At 66.6% G+C, this 20,274-nt stretch carries 18 protein-coding genes; 9 read left to right on the forward strand and 9 right to left on the reverse strand.

All coding sequences use genetic code 11. The features are described from left to right. Positions 1 to 2,585: bifunctional [glutamate--ammonia ligase]-adenylyl-L-tyrosine phosphorylase/[glutamate--ammonia-ligase] adenylyltransferase (gene glnE / locus GH737_RS05405; RefSeq protein WP_155263834.1), on the forward strand; the 2,585-nt coding region annotated here is incomplete at its 5' end. After that, positions 2,582 to 3,049 (forward strand): peroxiredoxin, encoded by a 468-nt coding sequence (locus tag GH737_RS05410; RefSeq protein WP_155263835.1) that lies wholly within the window; start codon positions 2,582 to 2,584, stop codon positions 3,047 to 3,049. The genes glnE and GH737_RS05410, both read left to right, overlap by 4 nt. Here GH737_RS05410 and GH737_RS05415 read toward each other — a convergent pair. The 7 genes from GH737_RS05415 to GH737_RS05445 all read right to left on the reverse strand — a co-directional run bounded on the left by GH737_RS05415 (position 2,997) and on the right by GH737_RS05445 (position 8,709). After that, entirely contained in the window at positions 2,997 to 4,511 is a 1,515-nt protein-coding gene (locus GH737_RS05415) for a M20/M25/M40 family metallo-hydrolase (RefSeq protein WP_155263836.1), read from the reverse strand. The two genes, GH737_RS05410 and GH737_RS05415, sit on opposite strands and share 53 nt — an antisense overlap. Positions 4,512 to 4,562: 51 nt before the next feature. Next, entirely contained in the window at positions 4,563 to 5,672 is a 1,110-nt protein-coding gene (zapE, locus tag GH737_RS05420) for a cell division protein ZapE (RefSeq protein WP_155263837.1), read from the reverse strand. Next, positions 5,669 to 6,163, reverse strand: a complete 495-nt coding sequence (locus GH737_RS05425) for a PaaI family thioesterase (RefSeq protein ID WP_155263838.1) — start codon at positions 6,161 to 6,163, stop codon at positions 5,669 to 5,671. The genes zapE and GH737_RS05425 overlap by 4 nt, the downstream gene beginning before the upstream one ends. A gap of 47 nt (positions 6,164 to 6,210) precedes the next feature. Continuing rightward, complete coding sequence (locus tag GH737_RS05430; protein WP_155263839.1) at positions 6,211 to 6,987, reverse strand: succinate dehydrogenase iron-sulfur subunit; 777 nt, start codon at positions 6,985 to 6,987, stop codon at positions 6,211 to 6,213. A 64-nt stretch (positions 6,988 to 7,051) separates the two neighbouring features. Continuing rightward, on the reverse strand, positions 7,052 to 7,456 hold the full coding sequence (locus tag GH737_RS05435) for a hypothetical protein (RefSeq protein WP_155263840.1): 405 nt from the start codon (positions 7,454 to 7,456) through the stop codon (positions 7,052 to 7,054). 9 nt (positions 7,457 to 7,465) lie between these two features. Next, positions 7,466 to 8,296: a TIGR02587 family membrane protein gene (locus tag GH737_RS05440; protein ID WP_230558642.1), complete on the reverse strand. Its 831-nt coding sequence runs from the start codon at positions 8,294 to 8,296 to the stop codon at positions 7,466 to 7,468. 41 nt (positions 8,297 to 8,337) lie between these two features. Then, on the reverse strand, positions 8,338 to 8,709 hold the full coding sequence (locus tag GH737_RS05445) for a hypothetical protein (RefSeq protein WP_155263842.1): 372 nt from the start codon (positions 8,707 to 8,709) through the stop codon (positions 8,338 to 8,340). Positions 8,710 to 8,870: 161 nt separating this feature from the next. Between GH737_RS05445 and mdh the strand changes: the two genes are divergently transcribed. The 6 genes from mdh to lpdA all read left to right on the forward strand — a co-directional run bounded on the left by mdh (position 8,871) and on the right by lpdA (position 16,740). Beyond that, positions 8,871 to 9,848, forward strand: a complete 978-nt coding sequence (gene mdh, locus GH737_RS05450) for a malate dehydrogenase (RefSeq protein WP_155263843.1) — start codon at positions 8,871 to 8,873, stop codon at positions 9,846 to 9,848. Next, the gene (gene sucD / locus GH737_RS05455; RefSeq protein ID WP_155263844.1) at positions 9,845 to 10,732 is read left to right on the forward strand and encodes a succinate--CoA ligase subunit alpha; all 888 of its coding nucleotides are present in this window, start codon (positions 9,845 to 9,847) and stop codon (positions 10,730 to 10,732) included. The genes mdh and sucD overlap by 4 nt, the downstream gene beginning before the upstream one ends. Before the next feature lie 51 nt (positions 10,733 to 10,783). Beyond that, entirely contained in the window at positions 10,784 to 11,128 is a 345-nt protein-coding gene (locus tag GH737_RS05460) for a GIY-YIG nuclease family protein (RefSeq protein ID WP_155263845.1), read from the forward strand. Next, positions 11,125 to 13,944 carry a 2-oxoglutarate dehydrogenase E1 component gene (locus tag GH737_RS05465; protein ID WP_155263846.1) on the forward strand — a complete coding sequence of 940 codons (2,820 nt, stop codon included), beginning with the start codon at positions 11,125 to 11,127 and terminating at the stop codon, positions 13,942 to 13,944. The genes GH737_RS05460 and GH737_RS05465 overlap by 4 nt, the downstream gene beginning before the upstream one ends. 9 nt (positions 13,945 to 13,953) lie before the next feature. Next, a complete protein-coding gene (gene odhB, locus GH737_RS05470; protein ID WP_155263847.1) occupies positions 13,954 to 15,255 on the forward strand; it encodes a 2-oxoglutarate dehydrogenase complex dihydrolipoyllysine-residue succinyltransferase in 1,302 nt (433 codons plus the stop codon). An 87-nt stretch (positions 15,256 to 15,342) separates the two neighbouring features. After that, complete coding sequence (gene lpdA / locus GH737_RS05475; protein WP_155263848.1) at positions 15,343 to 16,740, forward strand: dihydrolipoyl dehydrogenase; 1,398 nt, start codon at positions 15,343 to 15,345, stop codon at positions 16,738 to 16,740. Positions 16,741 to 16,784: 44 nt separating this feature from the next. Here lpdA and GH737_RS05480 read toward each other — a convergent pair whose 3' ends face one another. Both GH737_RS05480 and sppA read right to left on the reverse strand, forming a co-directional pair. Continuing rightward, positions 16,785 to 17,333, reverse strand: coding sequence for a GNAT family N-acetyltransferase (locus GH737_RS05480; RefSeq protein WP_155263849.1), 549 nt, complete (start codon positions 17,331 to 17,333; stop codon positions 16,785 to 16,787). Beyond that, complete coding sequence (sppA, locus tag GH737_RS05485; RefSeq protein WP_155263850.1) at positions 17,321 to 19,186, reverse strand: signal peptide peptidase SppA; 1,866 nt, start codon at positions 19,184 to 19,186, stop codon at positions 17,321 to 17,323. Before sppA ends, GH737_RS05480 begins: the two co-directional genes overlap by 13 nt. Before the next feature lie 132 nt (positions 19,187 to 19,318). Between sppA and GH737_RS05490 the strand changes: the two genes are divergently transcribed. Continuing rightward, positions 19,319 to 20,274 (forward strand): MATE family efflux transporter (locus tag GH737_RS05490; RefSeq protein ID WP_155263851.1); only part of this gene is annotated, 956 nt, incomplete at its 3' end.

Consider the following 20,274-nt stretch of genomic DNA (forward strand, 5'->3'; position numbering starts at 1 on the left):
CGTTCATCGAGGACGGTTCCGGCGCCGCGGCCGACCTCGCGCTCGCGGCCGCGCCCAACCTCCCGGTCGACCGGCGGCTCCGGCAGCAGCGGCACGGCGTCGCGCTCGCGGCGGCGCTTGGCGACCTTGCCGGAGAGCAGTCGCTGGAGGGCGTTACGGCCCTGCTCTCCGACTTTGCCGATCGCGCGATCGACGAAGCGGTCGCCGCAGCGATCGCCGAGCGGGTGCCCGATTCCGAGCCGAGGGGCTTTGCCGTGATCGCGATGGGCAAGCTCGGCAGCCGCGAGCTCAATTATTCGTCGGACGTCGACCTCTTGCTCCTGTTCGACCCTGCGACCCTGCCGCGGCGGACACGCGACGATCCCGGCGAAGCGGCAGTGCGGATCGGCAGGCGCCTGATCGAGCTGCTGCAGAAGCGCACCGAAGACGGCTACGTGGAGCGCGTCGACCTCAGGCTTAGGCCCTCATCCGAGGTCACGCCGATCGCATTGCCGGTCGACGCCGCGATCTCGCACTACGAATCGAGTGCGCTTCCGTGGGAACGCGCCGCGTTCATCCGCGCCCGCGCCGCAGCCGGCGACGTGGCGCTCGGCGAGCGCTTCCTCGATTCGATCCAGCCGTTCGTGTGGCGCCGCTCGCTCGACTTCGGCGTGATCGAGGAGGTGCGGCAGATTTCCGCGCGGATCCGCGACCATTTCGCGCAGGGAGCGGAGATCGGCCCCGGCTACGACCTTAAGCGCGGCCGGGGCGGAATCCGCGAGGTCGAGTTCTTCGTCCAAATCCAGCAGATGATTCACGGCGGGCGCGATCCGTCCGTGCGGCCCCCGGCAACGCTCGACGCGATCGAGGCACTGAACGTCGCGGGAAGGGTCGACGACAGCATGGCCGCCGAGCTTGCGGGCGCCTACCGGCTTCTGCGGACGGTCGAGCATCGGGTGCAGATGGTCGACGATGCGCAGACCCATCTCCTTCCGGCGAGCCCGGCCGCGCTCGACAATGTCGCGCGGCTCCACGGCCTTGCCGACGGCGACGCGTTGCTCGGCGCACTTCGGCCGCACGTCGAGCAGGTCGGCGCAATCTTCGACAGCCTGTCGCCCGACGAGCGAAGCGTCCTTTCCAACGACCCCGCCATTCTCAAGTCCGAGCTCGCGCGGCTCGGATTCGCCGATTGCGAGGCGGCGGCGCGGCATGTCGGCCACTGGCGGTCGGGGAAAGCGCGCTCGCTGCGCTCTCCCGCAGCTCGAGGAGCGTTCGAAGCGATGCTTCCGGCGCTTCTCCCGGCAATCGCCGCAGGCGGGCAGCCCGATCATGCGCTCAACCGCCTGAGCGACATCGTCGAGCGCTTGTCGAGCGGCGTGAATTTCTTCCGCCTGCTCGAAGCGCGGCCGCCGCTTGCGCAGCTGCTCGCGAAGGTCCTGGCCCATGCGCCCGCGCTCGCCGACCAGCTCGGCCGCCGCCCCGAGCTATTCGAAGGGCTGTTCGACGCATCGAGCTTCGCAATGCCGCCGCCCGCCGGGGAATTCGCGGCGCTCCTTGCCGATGCCATGCACGGGCATCCTTACGATGTTGCGATCGATCGCGCGCGGCGCCTGGTCAACGAGCGCCGATTCGCGCTCGGCGCGCAGCTGATCGACCGAAGGCGCGATCCGCTCGAGGTGACGGAGGGTTACGCGCGCGTCGCTGAAGGTGCGCTGATTGCGCTCGGCGACGCGGCCGAAGCGGAATTCTCCGCGGCTCACGGCAAGTTTCCCGGCAGCGAACTCGTCATCCTCGGCCTCGGGCGCCTCGGCGGACACTCGCTAACCCACGCTTCCGACCTCGACCTCATCTATCTGCATGATGTGAAGCACAGCGGCGCGTCGGACGGACCGAAGCCGCTCGGGCCGAACGACTATTTCAACCGCCTGGCGAGCCGCGTGACAGCGGCGATGAGCGTACCAACCGCGTCCGGTCCGCTGTACGACGTCGACACGCGGCTTCGGCCGGGGGGCGCAAAGGGCATGCTCGTGGTGTCGCTCGACGCGTTCGAACAATACCAGCGGCGAGAAGCATGGACCTGGGAGCATATGGCGCTGTGCCGCGCGCGGCCGGTGTTCGGTTCGCCCGGGGTGCGGCAGGAAGTCGCGGCGATGATCGCGAGCATCCTGCGGATGCCGCGCGAACGGGAGAAGGTCGTCGCGGACGCGGCAAAGATGCGCGCCGACATCGAGCGGCACAAGCCGCCCAGAAGCGCGATCGACGTCAAGCTTGGCACGGGCGGGCTGGTCGACCTCGAGTTCGCGACTCACGTGCTGCAGCTGACGACGGGTGTGGGGCTCGATACGCGCCTTGAAGTTGCGCTCGAGGCCCTCGCCGCCGAGTCCTTGGTGAAGGCAAATGTTGTCGATGGGCTAAAGTTGTTGTCGCGAATGCTGGTCATGATGCGGCTCGTCGCACCCGCGGACGTCAAGCCGACGCCCGATACATGGCAGCTCGTCGCCGAAAGCTGCGGCGCGGCGAACTGGGACGAACTCCTTGCCGAGCAGGACGCCGCGCGGCAGAGCATCGTCGAGCTTTGGACCAGCATCAAAGAGGGGTCGCGATGATCGACGAAGGCGATATGGCACCGGCAATCACCGTCAGCGCAAGCGACGGCAGCAGCACCAACCTGGCCTCACCCGGCGAGTCGCTCGTGCTCTATTTCTACCCCAAGGACGACACGTCCGGCTGCACCCGCGAGGCGCAGGATTTCACGACGCTTGCCGGCGAGTTCAAAAAAGCCGGCGTCAAAGTGATCGGCGTGTCGCGCGACCCGATGAAGAAGCACGACAAGTTCATCGCCAAATACGACCTCGCCGTCCCGCTCGCGTCCGATGAGGACGGCCGCATCTCCGACGCCTTCGGTACCTGGGTCGAAAAGTCGATGTACGGCCGCAAATATATGGGGATGGAGCGCGCGACCTACCTGATTGGAGCCGACGGGCGAGTGCTACGCGTCTGGCGCAAAGTGAAGGTGCCTAACCACGCTCGGGAGGTATTGACGGCTGCACGGGAATCGGCGGCGGCGTAGCGCCGCCGCCGGAGGCGAGATCGCGGATCATCCTCTCCCAGTGCCTGACATTGTCCCATAGCGACTGGACCGGGATCCGCTCGTCCTTGCCGTGGGCGCGCTCGTCGTCGGGCGAGATGCCCCACTGCCCATCGACGCCGTAGACGGGAATGCCGCGCGCGCGGAACTCGAGACCGTCGGTCGCCCCGGCCGACATCGAGGGGATGATCGGCTGATCGGGGAAGCGCGCATGGACCGCGTCCGTATAGGCCTTCACGACGTCGGGCCGCAGCGGTGACACCGGCGTCGGGCGGCCGGCATCGGCCGCCGGCGCGACATCGACCCCGAGGCCGACGACCGCCTTCAGCTCCGCCTCGACCACCTTGGGTTCTACGCCCGGCATGATCCGGCAATTGACGTTCGCCTCGGCAAGCTGCGGCAGCGCATTCGGGGCGTGCCCGCCTTTCAGCATGGTCGCGACGCAGCGGGTGCGGGTCAGGCCGACCTCGAGCGGGTTGGCTTCGATCGCATCCGCGGCCGCGCCGTTGTTCGGATCGGCCAGCCAGGCGCGCATCGCCTGGCCGAGCGGGCTGCCGCCTTCCTGTTTCGCGCGAGCGGCAAAATATTCTCGCGTGGTTTCGTTGAGCATCGGCGTGAAGCGATGGTTTTGCAGCTTCTTGAGCGCGTCAGCGAGCTGGTAAATCGCGTTGTCGGGCCGCGGCCGTGAGCTGTGTCCGCCGGGATTGCGTACCCGGAAGACATAGTCCTGGTACGTCTTTTCCGAGGTTTGCAGGCCGAACCCCATCGGCGTTCCGTCGCGCTTGAACGCGCCCCCGCCGGCGTCGGCGTTGAGCGCGAACTCCGCGTCGGTCCACTTGCGCCATTCGGTCGCGCCCAGTTCGGCGCCCTTGCCCTGCGTCTCCTCGTCGCCGGTGAACAGGATGACGATGTCTCGGTCCGGTTTGAACCCCTCGGCCCTGAGCTTCATCAGCGCGACCATCGAGGGCACGAGCCCGCCTTTGTCGTCGCCGCTGCCGCGGCCGTAGAAATAGCCGTCCTTCTCGACCAGCTTGAACGGGTCGGTGGTCCAGTCGCCTGGCAGCGCCTCGACAACGTCCATGTGCGCGAGGATCAGGATCGGCTTCTTCGCCGGATGCGCCGAGGGCCAGCGCGCGATCAGCGCCGCCGTCTGCGGATCGTTTTGCGATGCATAAGGCAGCACGTGAACGTCGCTCGCGGCCCAGCCGGCCGCCTTCAGCTTCGACGCGAGATAGTTGGCGAGCTTCGGGACGTTGTGGCGGCCGGCTACGGTCGCCGATTCGACCGCGGTCTCGTAAATTTCGCGCGTCGTCTGCTCCCATCTGGCAGGCAGCTGCGGAGCATTGGCCAATGTCGATGGTGGCGGCGAGGTGATCGGTGCCTCGGGCTGCGCGAGCGCCGCGGTCGAAACGAAGGCGAGCAGAATTGCCAGGGATTTGCGCATTGCCGGACTCCGGGAAGTGAGCCGCACAGGCTAATCAGCCGTAGTCATGCGTCAAGCAGCGGTTCCGTGCCCCTCCGCCAGATATTCGGCGCTGCGCATTTCCTCGAGCCGGCTGACGGTGCGCTGGAACTCGAAGCTGCCGTTGCCGGACGGATAGAGTCCCGCCGGCTCGGCGTCGGCGGCGGCGAGCAGCTTGACCTTGTGCTCGTACAGCGCGTCGATCAGCGTCACGAAGCGCGCCGCTTCGTTGCGCATGTCGGGTCCCATGACGGGGATGCCGACCACGATTACGGCATGATAGCGCCGAGCGATGGCGAGATAATCGGCGGCGCCGCGCGGTTCGCCGCACAGCCGCCTGAACGAGAAGACCGCGACCCCCTTTAGGCTCTTGGGGACGTGAAGCCTCCGCCCGCCGCCGAGGTCGATATCCTCCGCCGGCACCTTGGCGCGATCCTCGACGGGATAGTCGGTGAGCTGGAAGAAGGCGCGGCTGAGCGCGGCGGTGGCTTCGGGCCCGTTCGGCACGTGCCACACCTCGACGCCGCTGAGGCGTTCGAGGCGGTAGTCGGTCGGGCCATTGACCTCGACCACCAGCATGCGCCGTTCGATCAGATCGATGAACGGGACGAACAGCTCGCGGTTTAGCCCGTTCTTGTAGAGGTCGCGCGGCGGGCGGTTCGACGTGGTGACCACCTTCACGCCCGCCTCGAGCAATTTGCCAAACAGGCGCGACAGGATCATCGCGTCGGCCGGGTTGGTCACCTGCATTTCGTCGAAGCAAAGGAGCTTTGCTTCGTCGGCAATTTCCTCGGCCACCGGCTCGATCGGGTCGCCCTCGTGACGCTCGCGGATTCTCCGAAGGTGGTCGTGGGTCTCGAGCATGAATTCGTGGAAGTGGACGCGGCGCTTGGGCTCGACGTCGATATGGGCAAAGGCCAGATCCATCAGCATCGACTTGCCGCGCCCGACTCCGCCCCACAGGTAGACACCGGCCAGCCCTTCTTTCCCCGAGCCGAAAAGGCGCGACAACATGCTGCCGCCATTCGCCATCGCGGCGGCGAGCCGGTCGAGCGCGGCAACAGCGCGATCCTGCGCCGCATCGCTCTTCAGCTCATGCGCGGCGATCAGCTCGTCATAGGCCGCGCGCACCGCGCCCGTCATGCCGGCGGGTTGCGCTCGCGGATGCGCTTCAGCGTGCCGCTGAAGCTGTAGCAGGGATGGTCGTTCTGCTTGACGACGCCTTGCAGGAAGGCGTGGCCGCGGGTCTGCTTCACCAGCTCGACATGCGCGTCGAGCGGCGATCCGGGCTTGCCTCGAGCGATGAAATGCGTGGTGAGGTCGAGCGTCACGTAATGGCCGCGCTCCATGCCGGCGCACAGCCCGCCGGCGAACATCGCCATGTCGATGAAGCTCATCACCGAGCCGCCGTGCAGGGATCCGCCCATGTTCATGTGCGCCTCGGTCGGGAACATGCGGCAGATCGCGCGGGCCGGCCCGTCAGGCTTGAACAGCAGCCGCCCGGTGGCCGCGGCAAAGCTTCCTCGGGGGAAATCGCCCCAGCTGTACCATCCCGGATTGTCCGCATCGGGAGTCGCGCCCGCGGGGACGCCCACGTCCTCCATCAGATCCGGCGCTTCGCTCCGATCGTCCATCGGGGCGGCCTAGATGCGCGCTTGATCTTGATCAACTCTTACCCGCGCTAAGCGGCGCGTTCGGCGATCAGCTTCTTTTCCTCGGCGATGGCCTTCGCGGGGTTGAGGCCCTTGGGACAGACGTTGGTGCAGTTCATGATCGTGTGGCAGCGGTAGAGGCGGAACGGGTCTTCGAGCTGGTTCAGGCGCTCGCCCGTCGCCTCGTCGCGGCTGTCGGCGATCCAGCGATAGGCCTGCAGCAGCACCGCGGGGCCGAGATAGCGGTCGGAGTTCCACCAGTAGCTCGGGCAGCTCGTCGTGCAGCAGAAGCACAGGATGCACTCGTACAGGCCGTCGAGCTTTTCGCGGTCTTCGGGCGACTGCAGTCGCTCGCGCGACGGCGCCGGGCTCGATGTCTTCAGCCACGGCTGAATCATCGCATATTGGGCGTAGACGTGGGTCAGGTCGGGGACCAGGTCCTTGACCACCTCCATGTGCGGCAGCGGCGTGATCTGCACATCGCCTTTCAGTTCCTCAATCGGAGTCGTGCATGCGAGGCCGTTGGTGCCTTCCATGTTCATCGCGCACGACCCACAGATGCCTTCGCGGCACGAACGGCGGAAGGTCAGGGTCGGGTCGATCTCGTTCTTGATCTTGATGAGCGCGTCGAGGACCATCGGCCCGCATTTGTCGAGGTCGATCGTGTAGCGGTCGAACCGCGGATTGGCCGCCGTGTCCGGATCGTAGCGGTAGACTTTGAAGGTCCGGAGGCGTTTGCCGTCCTCGGCCTGCCATTCGCGGCCCTTGGTGATCTTGCTGTTCTTCGGAAGCGTGAACTCGGCCAAGCGGAGACTCCTTGCTTGGGCCGAGCCGCTAGCATGGGCGGCGGCGTAAATGGAAGCCTTGGGCTCAGGGATGTTCGAACCCGGTGACGCGCAGGGACAGGCCGCCGCGGCGCGGGTCATGCGCGAAGACGAGCGCCGCGCGCCGTTCGGAGCCGCCGGGCACGTAAGCGAGCGTGACATGGCTGGTTTCGGGCCGACCGGCGATGCTTCCCTCGATTTCGACGCTGGCGGCGGCCTGCGCGGATAGATTGCGCACGTTGATCTCGGCGATGAAAGAATTGCCCTCCGGAAGGATTGCCAGCGGCTCGACGCGCAGAATCGGTGCCTTGTACTCGGCCGGGCTGAACGCTTCCGCGGCGAGCAGGCCGAACATCGCGAGCGCGACGACTCCGCCGACGCCCGCAGCGATCCACTCCAGCAGCGCCGGGCCGGGCGGCGGCTTGTCCTTGCTGCTCTTCTTCTTTCCCAATTTCGGTCCTCAGATGATCAGCCGGGCGATCGCCGCCCCGACAGCGCCGGGGAAAGCGAGCACTGCGACCATGCTTGCGGCCTGGGCGATGCCCGTGCCCTCGATGCGCCCGAAGGTCCACAGCAGGTAGAGGCCGACGATTACGGCGATCGCGTAGCCGACGATGCTGAAGCGGAAGAACAGGCTGAAGAAGCCGGTCGGGCCGGGTGGCTCCTCTTCCCCCTTGAAGCCGACCGCGTAGACGAAACCGTGAAGCAGCAGGATGGATACCGCGACGAGCAGGATGCTGTGCAGCGGGCTCATCCGGAAGGCGATCAGGATCATCTCTTCGGTCGGGGCGACGCTGAAGCCGAGGAACAATGCGCCCGCCATCATCAGGAACAGCTGGCCGGCGTAGGTCGCCCGCTGGCGCTCCTCGTCGCTGCCGACTTCGTCCCTGCTGCCGAGCTGCTTGGCGCCGAGCATGGCGCCGAAGCTCGCCGGCACCGATTGGATCGCCACCTTGCCGACGATCTCGCTCGTGGGCATCGACAGGTCGATGACGGCGAACATCGCCAGCACCGTCAGCGAGGCGAGGGTTGCGATCCCGTACGCGGACAGCGCGTCCATCAGGTCCTGCCACCAGCTCACCGTCGGTTCGAAGCCGGACAGGCGCGAAAGGCCGCCGAGCACCAGGAAATTGACCAGAGCGAACTGGAGCAGCTTGGTCCTGTCGAGGTAGAAGCCGAGCTGCCACATCTCCATCGTCATCAGGATGGGCAGCCCAAAGATGACCGCGCCCGCGAAAGCGCGGCCGAGCCCCTTGGCATAACGCCAGTTCGCCGGAGGGCTCGTGTCCACGACCATGCCGAGGTTGTGGCGGCGCTGGCCGGAGGCTGCAACTAGCGGCGGAGCAGCGCGCTCACCACCTGCTGCACAAGCATCGTGCGCGGGTCGACGCGGTACAGATAGCCATCGCCATAATAATAGCTGCCGTAGGGCTCCAGCCGGTATCGCGTGCGCAGATCGTTGGGGATGCGGTTATAGGCGTAGGGGCTGTACATGCCGGCAGGCAGACGCTGGCCGACGCCGTACATCTTCTTGGCCTGGCCCGGGGGGACGCACGGGATGGCCTTCTTCGCCAGCCCCGGAGGGCAGCCGGCAACACCGTAGCCGTAACCCTTGATGTGGCCGTGACCATGGCCGGGCTTGGCAAGAGCCGGGCCCGCGAAGGCGAACGCCGCAGCGCCCGCGATGACAAATGCAAGTTTCATCATGTCCTCGATTGTATCGCTCGCCGGATGAACGAAGATTGACGCCTTTGGTTACCGCCAAGGCGCCCGGTTGCCCCACCCGCCACTCGGGTTTAGAGCGCCGCCAGCTAGGGTGCCGGTCCTCGGCGCCGCCCAAAGCAGCAGAGGAAGCAGGAGCGCGAATGGCTCGGAAGAAGATCGCCTTGATCGGCGCCGGAATGATCGGCGGAACCCTCGCCCACCTCGCCGCGATGCGCGAGCTCGGCGACATCGTGCTGTTCGACATCGTCGAAGGCGTGCCCGAGGGCAAAGCGCTCGACATCGCCGAGGCGGGGCCGATCGACGACTTCGACGCGAAGCTGAAGGGCACGTCCGATTACGCCGACATCGGGGGGGCCGACGTGTGCATCGTCACCGCCGGCGTGCCGCGAAAGCCCGGGATGAGCCGCGACGACCTGCTCGGCATCAACCTGAAGGTGATGAAGGCGGTCGGCGAGGGGCTGAGGCAACATGCGCCGGGCGCGTTCGTGATCTGTATCACCAACCCATTGGACGCGATGGTGTGGGCGCTGCGCGAATTCTCGGGGCTCCCGCACAACATGGTCGTCGGCATGGCCGGCGTACTCGACAGCGCGCGCTTCCGTCACTTCCTCGCCGAGGAATTCGGCGTGAGCGTCGAGGACGTGACCGCCTTCGTGCTCGGTGGCCATGGCGACACGATGGTGCCGGTGGTCGAATATTCGACCGTCGCGGGCATCCCAATCCCGGACCTCATCAAGATGGGCTGGACGACGCAGGACAAGGTGGACGCGATCGTCAAGCGCACCCGCGGCGGCGGCGGCGAGATCGTCGCGCTCTTGAAGACCGGAAGCGCCTTCTACGCCCCGGCGACCAGCGCGATCGCGATGGCGGAGAGCTTTTTGAAGGACAAGAAGCGCGTGCTGCCCTGCGCGGCGCACCTCACGGGTCAGTATGGAGTCAACGATCTTTACGTCGGCGTTCCGTGCGTGCTCGGGGCTGGCGGGGTCGAGCGCGTCATCGAGATCGAGCTGAACGCCCAGGCGCGCGAGAATTTCGACGCCAGCGTCGACGCGGTGAAGGAGCTGCTCGAGGCCTGCAAGCAGATCGACGAGAGCCTCGCACAAGAGACGGTCGCATGAGCATCCTCGTCGACCGCAACACCAAGGTCATCACCCAGGGGATGACCGGCGAGACCGGCACATTCCATACGCGCCAGGCGCTCGATTACGGCACGCAGATGGTTGGCGGCGTGACGCCGGGGAAGGGCGGCACGACGCACCTCGGCCTGCCGGTCTATGACACCGTCCACGAGGCGGTCACGAAGACGGGCGCCACTGCAAGCGTCATCTACGTCCCGCCGCCGTTCGCCGCGGATTCGATCCTCGAGGCGGTCGACGCCGAGGTGCCGCTGATCGTCACCATTACGGAAGGCATCCCGGTGCTCGACATGGTGCGCGTCAAGCGCGCGCTCTGCGGGTCGAAATCGCGGCTGATCGGTCCCAATTGCCCCGGCGTGCTGACCCCGGAGGAGTGCAAGATCGGCATCATGCCCGCCAACATTTTCAAGAAGGGCAGCGTCGGCATCGTCAGCCGCTCGGGCACGCTCACCTACGAAGCGGTGTTCCAGACCACCAACGAGGGTCTCGGCCAGTCGACCGCGGTCGGCATCGGCGGCGACCCGGTCAAGGGCACCGAGTTCATCGACATCCTCGAAATGTTCCTCGCCGACGACGAGACCCAGTCGATCGTGATGATCGGCGAGATCGGCGGCAGCGCCGAGGAAGACGCCGCGCAATTCCTCGCCGACGAGGCGAAGCGGGGGCGCCGCAAGCCGGTCGTCGGCTTCATCGCCGGCCGCACCGCGCCTCCGGGTCGCAGGATGGGCCACGCCGGCGCCATCGTCTCGGGCGGCAAGGGCGACGCCGAATGCAAGATCTCGGCGATGGAAGCAGCTGGAATCACGGTCTCCCCGAGCCCATCTGAGCTCGGCAGGACGCTCAAGGAGTTGCTGGTTTCAGCTTAATCGTTCCCCGGCGAAGGCCGGGGCCCAGGAGCCGAAGGCTGCACAAGCGAGATGGAGAAACCCGGCTACGTCTACATCATGGCCAGCGGAAAGAACGGAACGATCTACATTGGAGTGACCAGCGATCTTGCGAAGCGTGCGTGGGAGCACCGCGAAGGCGTCGTCCCGGGGTTCACCCGCAAATACCGTTGCAAGTTGCTGGTCTGGTTCGAAGCATTCGACGACATTCAGCAAGCCCGTTTGCGCGAGTTGCAGATGAAGGAATGGAAACGAGCGTGGAAGACCAAGCTGATCGAGGAACGGAATCTTGATTGGAATGATCTTTACCCAGGTCTTTTTGGAGTCGGCTCCGCCGACCCTGGACCCCGGCCTTGGCCGGGGAGCGGAGTAGCATGAACGACGCTGTCGGAATCATCGAACGCGAGCCCGGCCCGAGCTGGGAACGGCCGAACTGGCCGATCGAGATTCTCGACGATCTCAACCTCGGCCTCGACCCGACGCAGGCGATGATCGAGACTGTGAGGCAGGCCGCCGGCGACCGCGCGGCCAAGGCCGGCGCCACGGTCGACGAGGTCCGCCGCGCAGCCGACGACAGCATTCGCGCGATGATGCTGATCCGCACCTATCGCGTGCGCGGCCATCTCGCGGCGCGGCTCGACCCGCTCGGCCTCGCGCGGATGGACATCCCGCCCGACCTGACGCCCGCCTGGCACGGCTTCACCAACGCCGACCTCGACCGGCCGATCTGGATCGGCGGCACGCTCGGGTTCGAGACCGCGACCGTACGCGAGATGCTGGAGGTGCTGCAGGAGACCTACTGCGGGCACATCGGCTTCGAATATATGCACATCTCGGACGTCGAGGAGCGGCGCTTCATCCAGGATCGGATCGAGAGCGCCGAGGACACCGTGCAGTTCACGCCCGAGGGCAAGCAGTCGATCCTCGCCAAGGTGATCCAGGCCGAGCAGTGGGAGAAATTCCTCGCGCGCAAATATGTCGGCACCAAGCGCTTCGGCCTCGACGGGGGCGAGAGCGCGGTCCCCGCGCTCGAGGCGGTGATCAAATATGGCGGGCTGAGCGGGGTTGAGGAGATCGACATCGGAATGGCCCATCGTGGCCGGCTGAACATCCTCACCAACGTCATGGGCAAGCCGTACCGAGCGCTGTTCCACGAGTTCGCGGGCGGCGCGACCAACCCCGCCGACGTCGGCGGCTCGGGCGACGTGAAATATCACCTCGGCACCTCGTCAGACCGCGAGTTCGACGGGATCAAGGTGCACTTGTCGCTGCTTCCCAATCCGTCGCATCTCGAGGCAGTCGACCCCGTCGTGCTCGGCAAGACGCGTGCGGTGCAGAACATCAAGGGGGACCCCCACGGCGACAAGGTGCTGCCGATGTTGCTCCACGGCGACGCAGCCTTCGCCGGCCAGGGCGTCGTGTGGGAATGCCTGAGCTTCTCGGGACTTCCCGGCTACGGCACCGGGGGCACGATCCATTTCATCATCAACAACCAGATCGGCTTCACGACGAGCCCTCAGTACGGGCGATCCTCGCCTTATCCGTCGGACGTGGCGAAAGGCGTCCAGGCGCCGATCCTGCACGTCAACGGCGACGATCCCGAAGCGGTCACCTTCTGCTGCAAGATGGCGACCGAGTTCCGCCAGCGCTTCAACCGCGATGTCGTCATCGACATGTGGTGCTACCGCCGCTTCGGCCACAACGAAGGCGACGAGCCGAGCTTCACCCAGCCCCAGATGTACGCGGAGATCAGGAAGCACCCGCCGATCAGCGAAACGTACGGCAAGAGGCTCGTCGACGAGGGCGTGGTCGACCCGGCGTGGATCGACAGGACGGCCAGCGACTACGTCGCTCATCTCGAGGAGGAGTTCGAGGCGGCCGCCTCGTATCTCCCGAATAAGGCCGACTGGTTCGAAGGTCGCTGGGCAGGGCTCGCGCGCCCCGCTGAACCGGTGCTCGGGCGGCGCAACATCGACACGGCGATCAACGACGAGGAGTTCGAGTATCTCGGGAAGATCCTGACCACGGTCCCCGAGGGTGTCCATATCCACAAGACGCTGCAGCGCATCCTCGACGCCAAGAAGCAGATGTTCGAAACCGGCGAGGGCTTCGACTGGGCGACGGCCGAAGCGCTCGCGTTCGGCAGCCTCATCGCCGAAGGCAATGGCGTCCGCCTGTCCGGCCAGGACAGCGGCCGCGGCACATTCAGCCAGCGCCACGCGGTCTGGGTCGACCAGCAGAGCGGCGAGAAATATATCCCGCTCTGCCACGTCGACTCAGATTCCGGCGACGGCCGCTTCGAGGTGCGCGACAGCCCGCTGTCTGAGTTCGGCGTGCTCGGCTTCGAATATGGCTATTCGCTCGCCGACCCGAAGACCCTGGTGCTGTGGGAAGCGCAGTTCGGCGATTTCGCGAATGGCGCGCAGAGCATCATCGACCAGTTCATCGCCGCCGGCGAAGCGAAATGGCTGCGCGCGAGCGGCCTCGTCATGCTGCTCCCGCACGGTTACGAAGGCCAGGGTCCCGAGCACAGCTCGGCTCGGCTCGAGCGCTATCTGCAGCTCTGCGCCGAGGACAATCTCCAGGTCGCCAACTGCACCACGCCGGCCAATTATTTCCACATCCTTCGGCGCCAGATGAGGCGCGGTTTCCGCAAGCCGCTGATCCTGATGACTCCGAAGTCCCTGCTCCGAAACAAGCACGCGGTCTCGAGCATCGAGGACTTCACCGGCGAGAGCCATTTCAAGCGGATCATGTCCGACCTCAATCCGCCGGCCGAAGGCGAGACCCAGCGGTTGGTGCTGTGCTCGGGCAAGCTCGGCTACGAGCTGATCGAGGCCCGCGACGAGGCGGGCGACCTCGGCGTCGAGGTGGTCCGCATCGAACAACTCTATCCGTTCCCGTCCGAGCCTCTGGTGAAGCGCCTCAAAGCGATGCCCAAGCTCAAGGAGGTGGTGTGGACGCAGGAGGAGCCGCGCAACAACGGCGGCTGGTTCTTCGTCGAGCCGTTGCTCGAGCAATGCCTCGCCGAGGCGGGCTTCGCCGGAATGCGTTCGCAGTTCGCCGGCCGCGATGCCGCCGCTTCGCCGGCGACGGGACTCGCCAAGCGGCATGCGGCGGAGCAGGCGGCCTTGATTGCGGCGGCGCTCGGCCATAGCAGCCGGGCGACAAGCTCCGCGGTTGCGGCGCAATAAAGGATAGACATGGCCACCGACGTCCAGGTCCCCGCGCTCGGGGAATCGATCACCGAGGGAACGCTCGCGCAGTGGCTCAAGAAGCCTGGCGAAGCGGTCAAGGCGGACGAGCCGATCGCCAGCCTCGAAACCGACAAGGTCAGCGTCGAAGTGCCCTCGCCGGTTGCCGGCGTGCTGACCGAGCAGGTCGTCAAGGAAGGCGACAATGTCGCCGTCGGCGCGGTGATCGCGCGCATCGACGAAGGCGGGACAGCGGCGGCGGCTCCCGCAACGGAACAGGCTGCGGCGGCGGCGGCGACCAATCCGCCAGGCGCAGGCGAAACGCCGGCGCTCAAGGCAGATTCGACTGCGCCCGCCGCGGAAGTCGAAGAAGATCACGTGACGACGCTATCGCCGGCGGTACGCCGCGCGGTGCTCGAATACCACGTCGACCCGACGAAGATCAGGGGCACGGGGAAGGACGGGCGGCTCACCAAGGACGACGTGATCGCCGCTGCGGAAGCGCAGAAAGCCAGTACCCCGGCGAAGGCCGGGGCCCAGGAGGCGCAGCCTTCCGCTCAATCGGGCGCAGCACCGCCTTCCGAGCCTGGGCCCCGGCCTGCGCCGGGGGACAGGAAAGAAGAACGCGTCAAGATGTCGCGGCTTCGCCAGACGATCGCCAAGCGCCTCAAGGACGCGCAGAACACCGCCGCCATGTTGACGACATTCAACGACGTCGACATGAGCGCGGTGATCGAGGCGCGCAGCCGCTACAAGGATCTGTTCGAGAAGAAGCACGGCATTCGCCTCGGCTTCATGGCCTTCTTCGTGAAGGCCTGCGCGCTCGCGGCCCGGGACGTGCCCTCGGTCAACGCCAGCCTCGAAGGCGACGAGATCGTCTATCGCGACTATTTCGACGTCTCGATCGCCGTCTCAGCGCCTAAGGGCCTGGTGGTGCCCGTCGTCCGCAACGCCGAGGCGATGAGCTTCGCGGAGATCGAGAAGACCATCGCCGGCTATGGCAAGAAGGCGAAGGAAGGGACGCTGACCATCGACGAGATGACCGGCGGGACCTTCACCATATCCAACGGCGGCGTGTTCGGGTCGCTGCTGTCGACTCCGATCATCAACCCGCCGCAGTCGGCGGTGCTCGGCATGCACCGGATCGAGGAGCGGCCGGTGGTCAGGGACGGCCAGATTGTCGCCCGCCCGATGATGTACCTGGCTCTGTCCTACGATCACCGGCTGGTCGACGGCCGCGAGGCGGTGACTTTCCTGGTGCGCGTCAAGGAAGCGATCGAGGACCCGACGCGGCTTTTGATCGATCTCTAACCAACATCGTCATTCCCGCGAAAGCGGGAACCCAGTTTTCTTTTCTGCTGGGTCCCCGCTTTCGCGGGGATGACGAAGGGGAATATGATGGCTGACAATTACGATTTCGACGTCCTGGTGATCGGCAGCGGCCCCGGCGGCTATGTCGCCGCAATCCGCGCCGCGCAGCTCGGGCTCAAGACCGCCTGCGCCGAGAGCGGCGAGACACTCGGCGGCACCTGCCTCAACGTCGGCTGCATCCCGTCCAAGGCGCTGCTCCACGCTTCCGAGCTGTTCGAGGAAGCGCATGACGGCACGCTCGCCAAGTGGGGGGTGAAGCCGGTCAGTGTCGAGCTCGACCTGGAGCAGATGCACGCAACGCGGCTCGATGCGGTCAAGGGCCTCACCCAGGGCATCGAATTCCTGTTCAAGAAGAACAAGATCGAATGGCTGAAAGGCCGCGCGAGCTTCGTCGATCCGCACACCGTCGAAGTCGCCGGGCGCAAGGTGAGCGCGAAGAACATTGTCATCGCGACCGGCTCGTCGGTCACGCCTCTGCCCGGCATTACCGTCGACCAAGAGCGCATCGTCGATTCCACGGGCGCACTGGAATTGGCGGAAGTCCCAAAACGCATGGTCGTCATCGGCGGCGGCGTGATCGGGCTCGAGCTCGGGTCGGTGTGGCGGCGGCTTGGGGCGGAGGTCACGGTCGTCGAGTTCCTCGACCAGATCCTGCCCGGCTTCGACGGCGACGTCCGCAAGGAAGCCAACAAGATCTTCAAGAAGCAAGGCTTTGAGTTCCGCCTGTCGACCAAAGTGACCAAGGCCGAGCGCAAGGGCGATATCGTCACGCTCACCGTCGAGCCCGCCAATGGCGGCGCGGCGGAAACGCTCGAGGCGGACGTCGTGCTCGTCTCCATCGGCCGGCGTCCCAACACTGAAGGCCTTGGGCTCGACAAGAGTGGAGTGCAGCCCAATCAGCGCGGCCAGATCGAGACCGACCACGAATTCCGCACCAAGGTGCCGGGTATCTGGGCGATCGGCGACGTGATTCCCGGCCCGATGCTGGCGCACAAGGCCGAAGACGAGGGCATCGCCGTCGCGGAGAACATCGCCGGACAGACCGGAATCGTGAACCACGATGTGATCCCGTCCGTGGTCTACACCATGCCCGAGATCGCCGGCGTCGGCCTCACCGAGGAAGAAGCGAAGCAGGGCGGCGAGATCAAGGTTGGGAAATTTCCCATGCTCGCCAACAGCCGCGCCAAGACGAACCGGGAGCCCGAAGGCTTCGTCAAGGTCATCGCCGACGCCAAGAGCGACCGCGTGCTCGGCGTATGGATCATCGCCTCGGTCGCGGGCACGATGATCGCCGAAGCCGCGCTGGCGATGGAGTTCGGCGCGACATCCGAGGACATCGCCTACACCTGCCACGCCCACCCGACGCACAGCGAGGCGCTCAAGGAAGCGGCGATGGCGGTGACCGGGAAGCCGATTCATATTTGACGAGTGCAACTCGTCACTCCGGACTTGATCCGGGGCCTGCCGGCTCAAGGCCGGGATGACGAGTAGGGCACCGGCTCAGACGGCCTGCTGGTCCGCGGCGCCAGCTCCCTCTCCCACAGCCCGACGTCGAGCCACTCGCCCAACTTGTAGCCGACCTGCCGGTACGTCCCGGTGTGGAAGAAGCCGAGCTTCTCGTGGAGGCGGATACTGGCCTCGTTGGGCAGCGTGATTGCCGCAATCGCGGCGACATAGCCCTGCCGGCTCAGCGTCTCGATCAGCGGCGTCAGCAGCGCCGTTCCGACGCCGCGCCCGTGCGCCTCGGCGGCGAGATAAATGCCGGTTTCCACCGTCCAGCGGTAGGCGGGCCGAGTCCGAAAAGGAGCGCTGCTGGCAAAGCCGAGCAGCGCGCCGTCTTCCTCCGCCACGAACCAGGGATGGAATCCCGGCCTCTCGCCGCGCACGCGCCACGCCATCTCGGCGCCGTCGGGCGGCGCTTCCTCGAAACTGATCCTGCTCTCTGCGACGTACGGCCGGTAAATGGCCGCAATCGGCGCCGCGTCCTGCGCCCCGGCAAGCCTGACTAGGACAGCCATCCCTTGATCAGCTCGAGCAGGCTGAGGTCGCGGGTGTCGAGCCGCGCGGGTGCGACCGGCGGGCAGGCGAGGCAGCGCGCCTGGATGCTCGGGCCGGTGAGGATCGAGCGGACCTCGGCAATCATCGCGCCGAGCTGCTGCCGCGGCGCGCGGGCGAGCGATGCGAAGGCGTCCTCGGGCACCGCACTGTCGTCGCTCTGCTCGCTCGCGAGCGCTTCGAGCAGCTCCTGCTTGAAGCTCTTCGGCGGCTCGAGGTAGCGCACGGAGCGCTCGTCGCCCAGGTTCGCGAGTTGCGCCGCCTTGGCGACCGCCTCGTCGATTCCGCCGAAGCCGTCGACGAGGCCGAGCTGGTGCGCGGTGCCGCCGTCCCACACGCGGCCCTGCGCGATCGCGTCGACCTGTTGCGGGGTCTTGTGCCGCGCCTCGGCGACGATCGCGAGGAAGCGGCCGTACATCGAGTTGACGCCGGTCTGGATCAGCTGGTCGGCCTCGGGTGACGGCCCCTTGAACAGGTCTGGCTCGCCAGACAGCGGAGTCGTCTTGACGCCATCGGCGCCGATTCCGAGCTTTTTCAGCGTCCCCTCGAAGCTCGGGATGATTCCGAACACGCCGATCGAGCCGGTGATCGTCGACGGCTCGGCATAGATGAAATTGGCCGGTGTCGAGACCCAGTAGCCGCCCGACGCGGCGACGCTGCCCATCGACACGACGACCGGGATCTTCTTCGCCTTGGCCTCGAGCAGCGCCTGCCGAATCCGCTCGGACGCGAGGACCGAACCGCCGGGGCTGTCGACCCTCACCACCAGCGCCTTGATTCCGTCCTTGACCCCGTCCTCGATCTCCTGCGCGATCGTGTCGCCGCCGGCGGTGCCCGGGCCGGCTTTGCCGTCGACGATCATGCCGGCGATGGTCACGATCCCGATCGGGCCCTTGGGCTTCTGGTCGACGACGTCCGAGACATAGGAGGCGAGCTCAATGCGCGCGAAGCTGCCGCTCTCTCCGTCCGCCTTGCCGTCCTTGCCGCCGAGCTGCGCCAGCCGGTCCTCGAACTGTCGGCGGGTCCCGATATGATCGACGAAGCCATTGGCGAGCGCGGCCTTGGCCATGTCGCCGCCGGCCGCCGCCACGGCGCCGTTCATGTCCTTGAGGAACAGGTCGATATTCGCCTTCGGCCGCGACTTCCCGATTTCGTTTCGCCAACTCTCGAGCGTCGCCTGGTCGAGCGCCATGTAGTTCTGCTTGGCTTCGGGCGACATGTCGTTGCGGATGAACGGCTCGACAGCCGACTTGTAGGTGCCGACGCGATAGACGTTAGCCGTCACCCCGAGCTTGTCGAGCAAGCCCTTGAAATAGAGATTGCTTCCGCCCGGCCCGGCGATCAGCACCGCGCCAAGCGGGTTGAGCCAGATTTCGGACGCGGCCGAGGCGAGCGCATAACTGTCGTCGCTGTAGCCGACGCCGTAGGCGACGACCGGCTTGCCCGACGCGCGAAGCGCACGGACTGCCTCGGCGAGGTCGCCGATGGTCGTCTGCCCGCCACCGGTGAAGCCGTCGAGGTCGAGCGCGACCGCCTTGACGCGGTCGTCGGTGCGCGCCTTTTCGAGCGCCTGGACGAGGTCGCGCAGGCGATATTCGCCGAGGCGATTGCCGCTGGCGACGTCCGACCAGCTCGCCCGCGAGGGCTGCTCGACCACGCTGCCGTTGAGGTTGAGGTCGAGCACGCCGGCGTGGATCGGCGCCGGCCGCGCCGACAGCACGCTGTACAGCCCGGCGAAGAACAGCAGCATCAGGATCAGGACCAGCGCGTCCTTGATCCCGACCAGCAGCTTCCAGATTGCGTGCACGAACTTCATTGGGGTCCCTCGAAGATTTGCGCGGGTTGCTAGCGTAGAACGCCCGCCATTGCGACTCCGGTCGCCACCCAGAACTCATCGGGGCAGAGCATTGCGATTGCTTCGTCGCTCTGCTCCTCGCAATGACTAACGATGAACCGCGGGGCAAGGATTTCACAGGCGGACCGGAACAGCCCGTGGTTCACCGAGCTGCGCGCGACGATGGCGCTCGCCTGGCCCCTGATCCTCGCCAACGTGACCCAGCAGGCGATCCAGGCGACCGACGTGCTGCTGATGGGGCGGCTCGGTCCAACCCAGCTCGCCGCGGCGACGCTCGCGCTCAACCTGACCTTCACTTTCAACCTGTTCATGCTCGGCCTCCTGACCGCTTCGTCGCCGATGATGGCGACGGCGCTGGGGCAGCGTTCCAACGCGGTCCGCGACGTCCGGCGGACGTTCCGCGCCGGTCTGTGGCTGCTGGTCGTCTTCCTTCCGCCCTACTGGCTGGTGCTGTGGCACATCGGCTGGCTGATGCAGGCCTTTGGAGAGTCGGCGGAACTCGCCGCCCAGGGCCAGAGCTTCATGCGCACCTACATGTGGTGCACCGCGCCGTGGCTGCTGTTCCAGCTGCTGCGCAATTTCGTCTCCGCGCTCGAGCGGCCGCGCGTGGTGCTGTGGCTCAGCCTTGCCGGGATCGCGCTCAACGCGGTGCTCAGCTGGTCACTGATTTTCGGCCGCCTGGGACTGCCGGCGCTGGGGCTGCCGGGCGGCGGGGTCGGCAGCACGCTCACCTGGCTGATCATTTGCGGCGCGCTCATCCTGATCACCGTTCGCGAGCGGCGCTTCCGTCGCTTCCACCTTTTCGGCAATTTCTGGAGGTTCGATGCGCAGCGCACCAGGGCGATGGTCCGCCTCGGTTGGCCCATCGGGATCACCATGGCGCTGGAGATGGGCGTGTTCGCGCTGGCCGCTTACTTCATGGGCTGGATCGGCGCTCCGGCTGTGGCTGCGCATGCCGTCGCGCTGCAGGTCGCGGCGCTCACGTTCATGGTGCCGCTCGGCCTGGGGCAGGCGGCGACGGTGCGCGTCGGCCTTGCCCTCGGCCGCCG

Source organism: Sphingomonas segetis (assembly GCF_009720245.1).
GTDB classification, from domain to species: Bacteria; Pseudomonadota; Alphaproteobacteria; order Sphingomonadales; family Sphingomonadaceae; genus Sphingomicrobium; species Sphingomicrobium segetis.

Coding starts and splice junctions, on each gene's coding strand:
- GH737_RS05410 (WP_155263835.1), top strand. CDS start 2,582: ATGATCGACGAAGGCGATATGGCACCGGCAATCACCGTCAGCGCAAGC.
- GH737_RS05415 (WP_155263836.1), bottom strand. CDS start 4,511: ATGCGCAAATCCCTGGCAATTCTGCTCGCCTTCGTTTCGACCGCGGCG.
- zapE (WP_155263837.1), bottom strand. CDS start 5,672: ATGACGGGCGCGGTGCGCGCGGCCTATGACGAGCTGATCGCCGCGCAT.
- GH737_RS05425 (WP_155263838.1), bottom strand. CDS start 6,163: ATGGACGATCGGAGCGAAGCGCCGGATCTGATGGAGGACGTGGGCGTC.
- GH737_RS05445 (WP_155263842.1), bottom strand. CDS start 8,709: ATGAAACTTGCATTTGTCATCGCGGGCGCTGCGGCGTTCGCCTTCGCG.
- mdh (WP_155263843.1), top strand. CDS start 8,871: ATGGCTCGGAAGAAGATCGCCTTGATCGGCGCCGGAATGATCGGCGGA.
- sucD (WP_155263844.1), top strand. CDS start 9,845: ATGAGCATCCTCGTCGACCGCAACACCAAGGTCATCACCCAGGGGATG.
- GH737_RS05460 (WP_155263845.1), top strand. CDS start 10,784: ATGGAGAAACCCGGCTACGTCTACATCATGGCCAGCGGAAAGAACGGA.
- GH737_RS05465 (WP_155263846.1), top strand. CDS start 11,125: ATGAACGACGCTGTCGGAATCATCGAACGCGAGCCCGGCCCGAGCTGG.
- odhB (WP_155263847.1), top strand. CDS start 13,954: ATGGCCACCGACGTCCAGGTCCCCGCGCTCGGGGAATCGATCACCGAG.
- lpdA (WP_155263848.1), top strand. CDS start 15,343: ATGGCTGACAATTACGATTTCGACGTCCTGGTGATCGGCAGCGGCCCC.
- GH737_RS05480 (WP_155263849.1), bottom strand. CDS start 17,333: ATGGCTGTCCTAGTCAGGCTTGCCGGGGCGCAGGACGCGGCGCCGATT.
- sppA (WP_155263850.1), bottom strand. CDS start 19,186: ATGAAGTTCGTGCACGCAATCTGGAAGCTGCTGGTCGGGATCAAGGAC.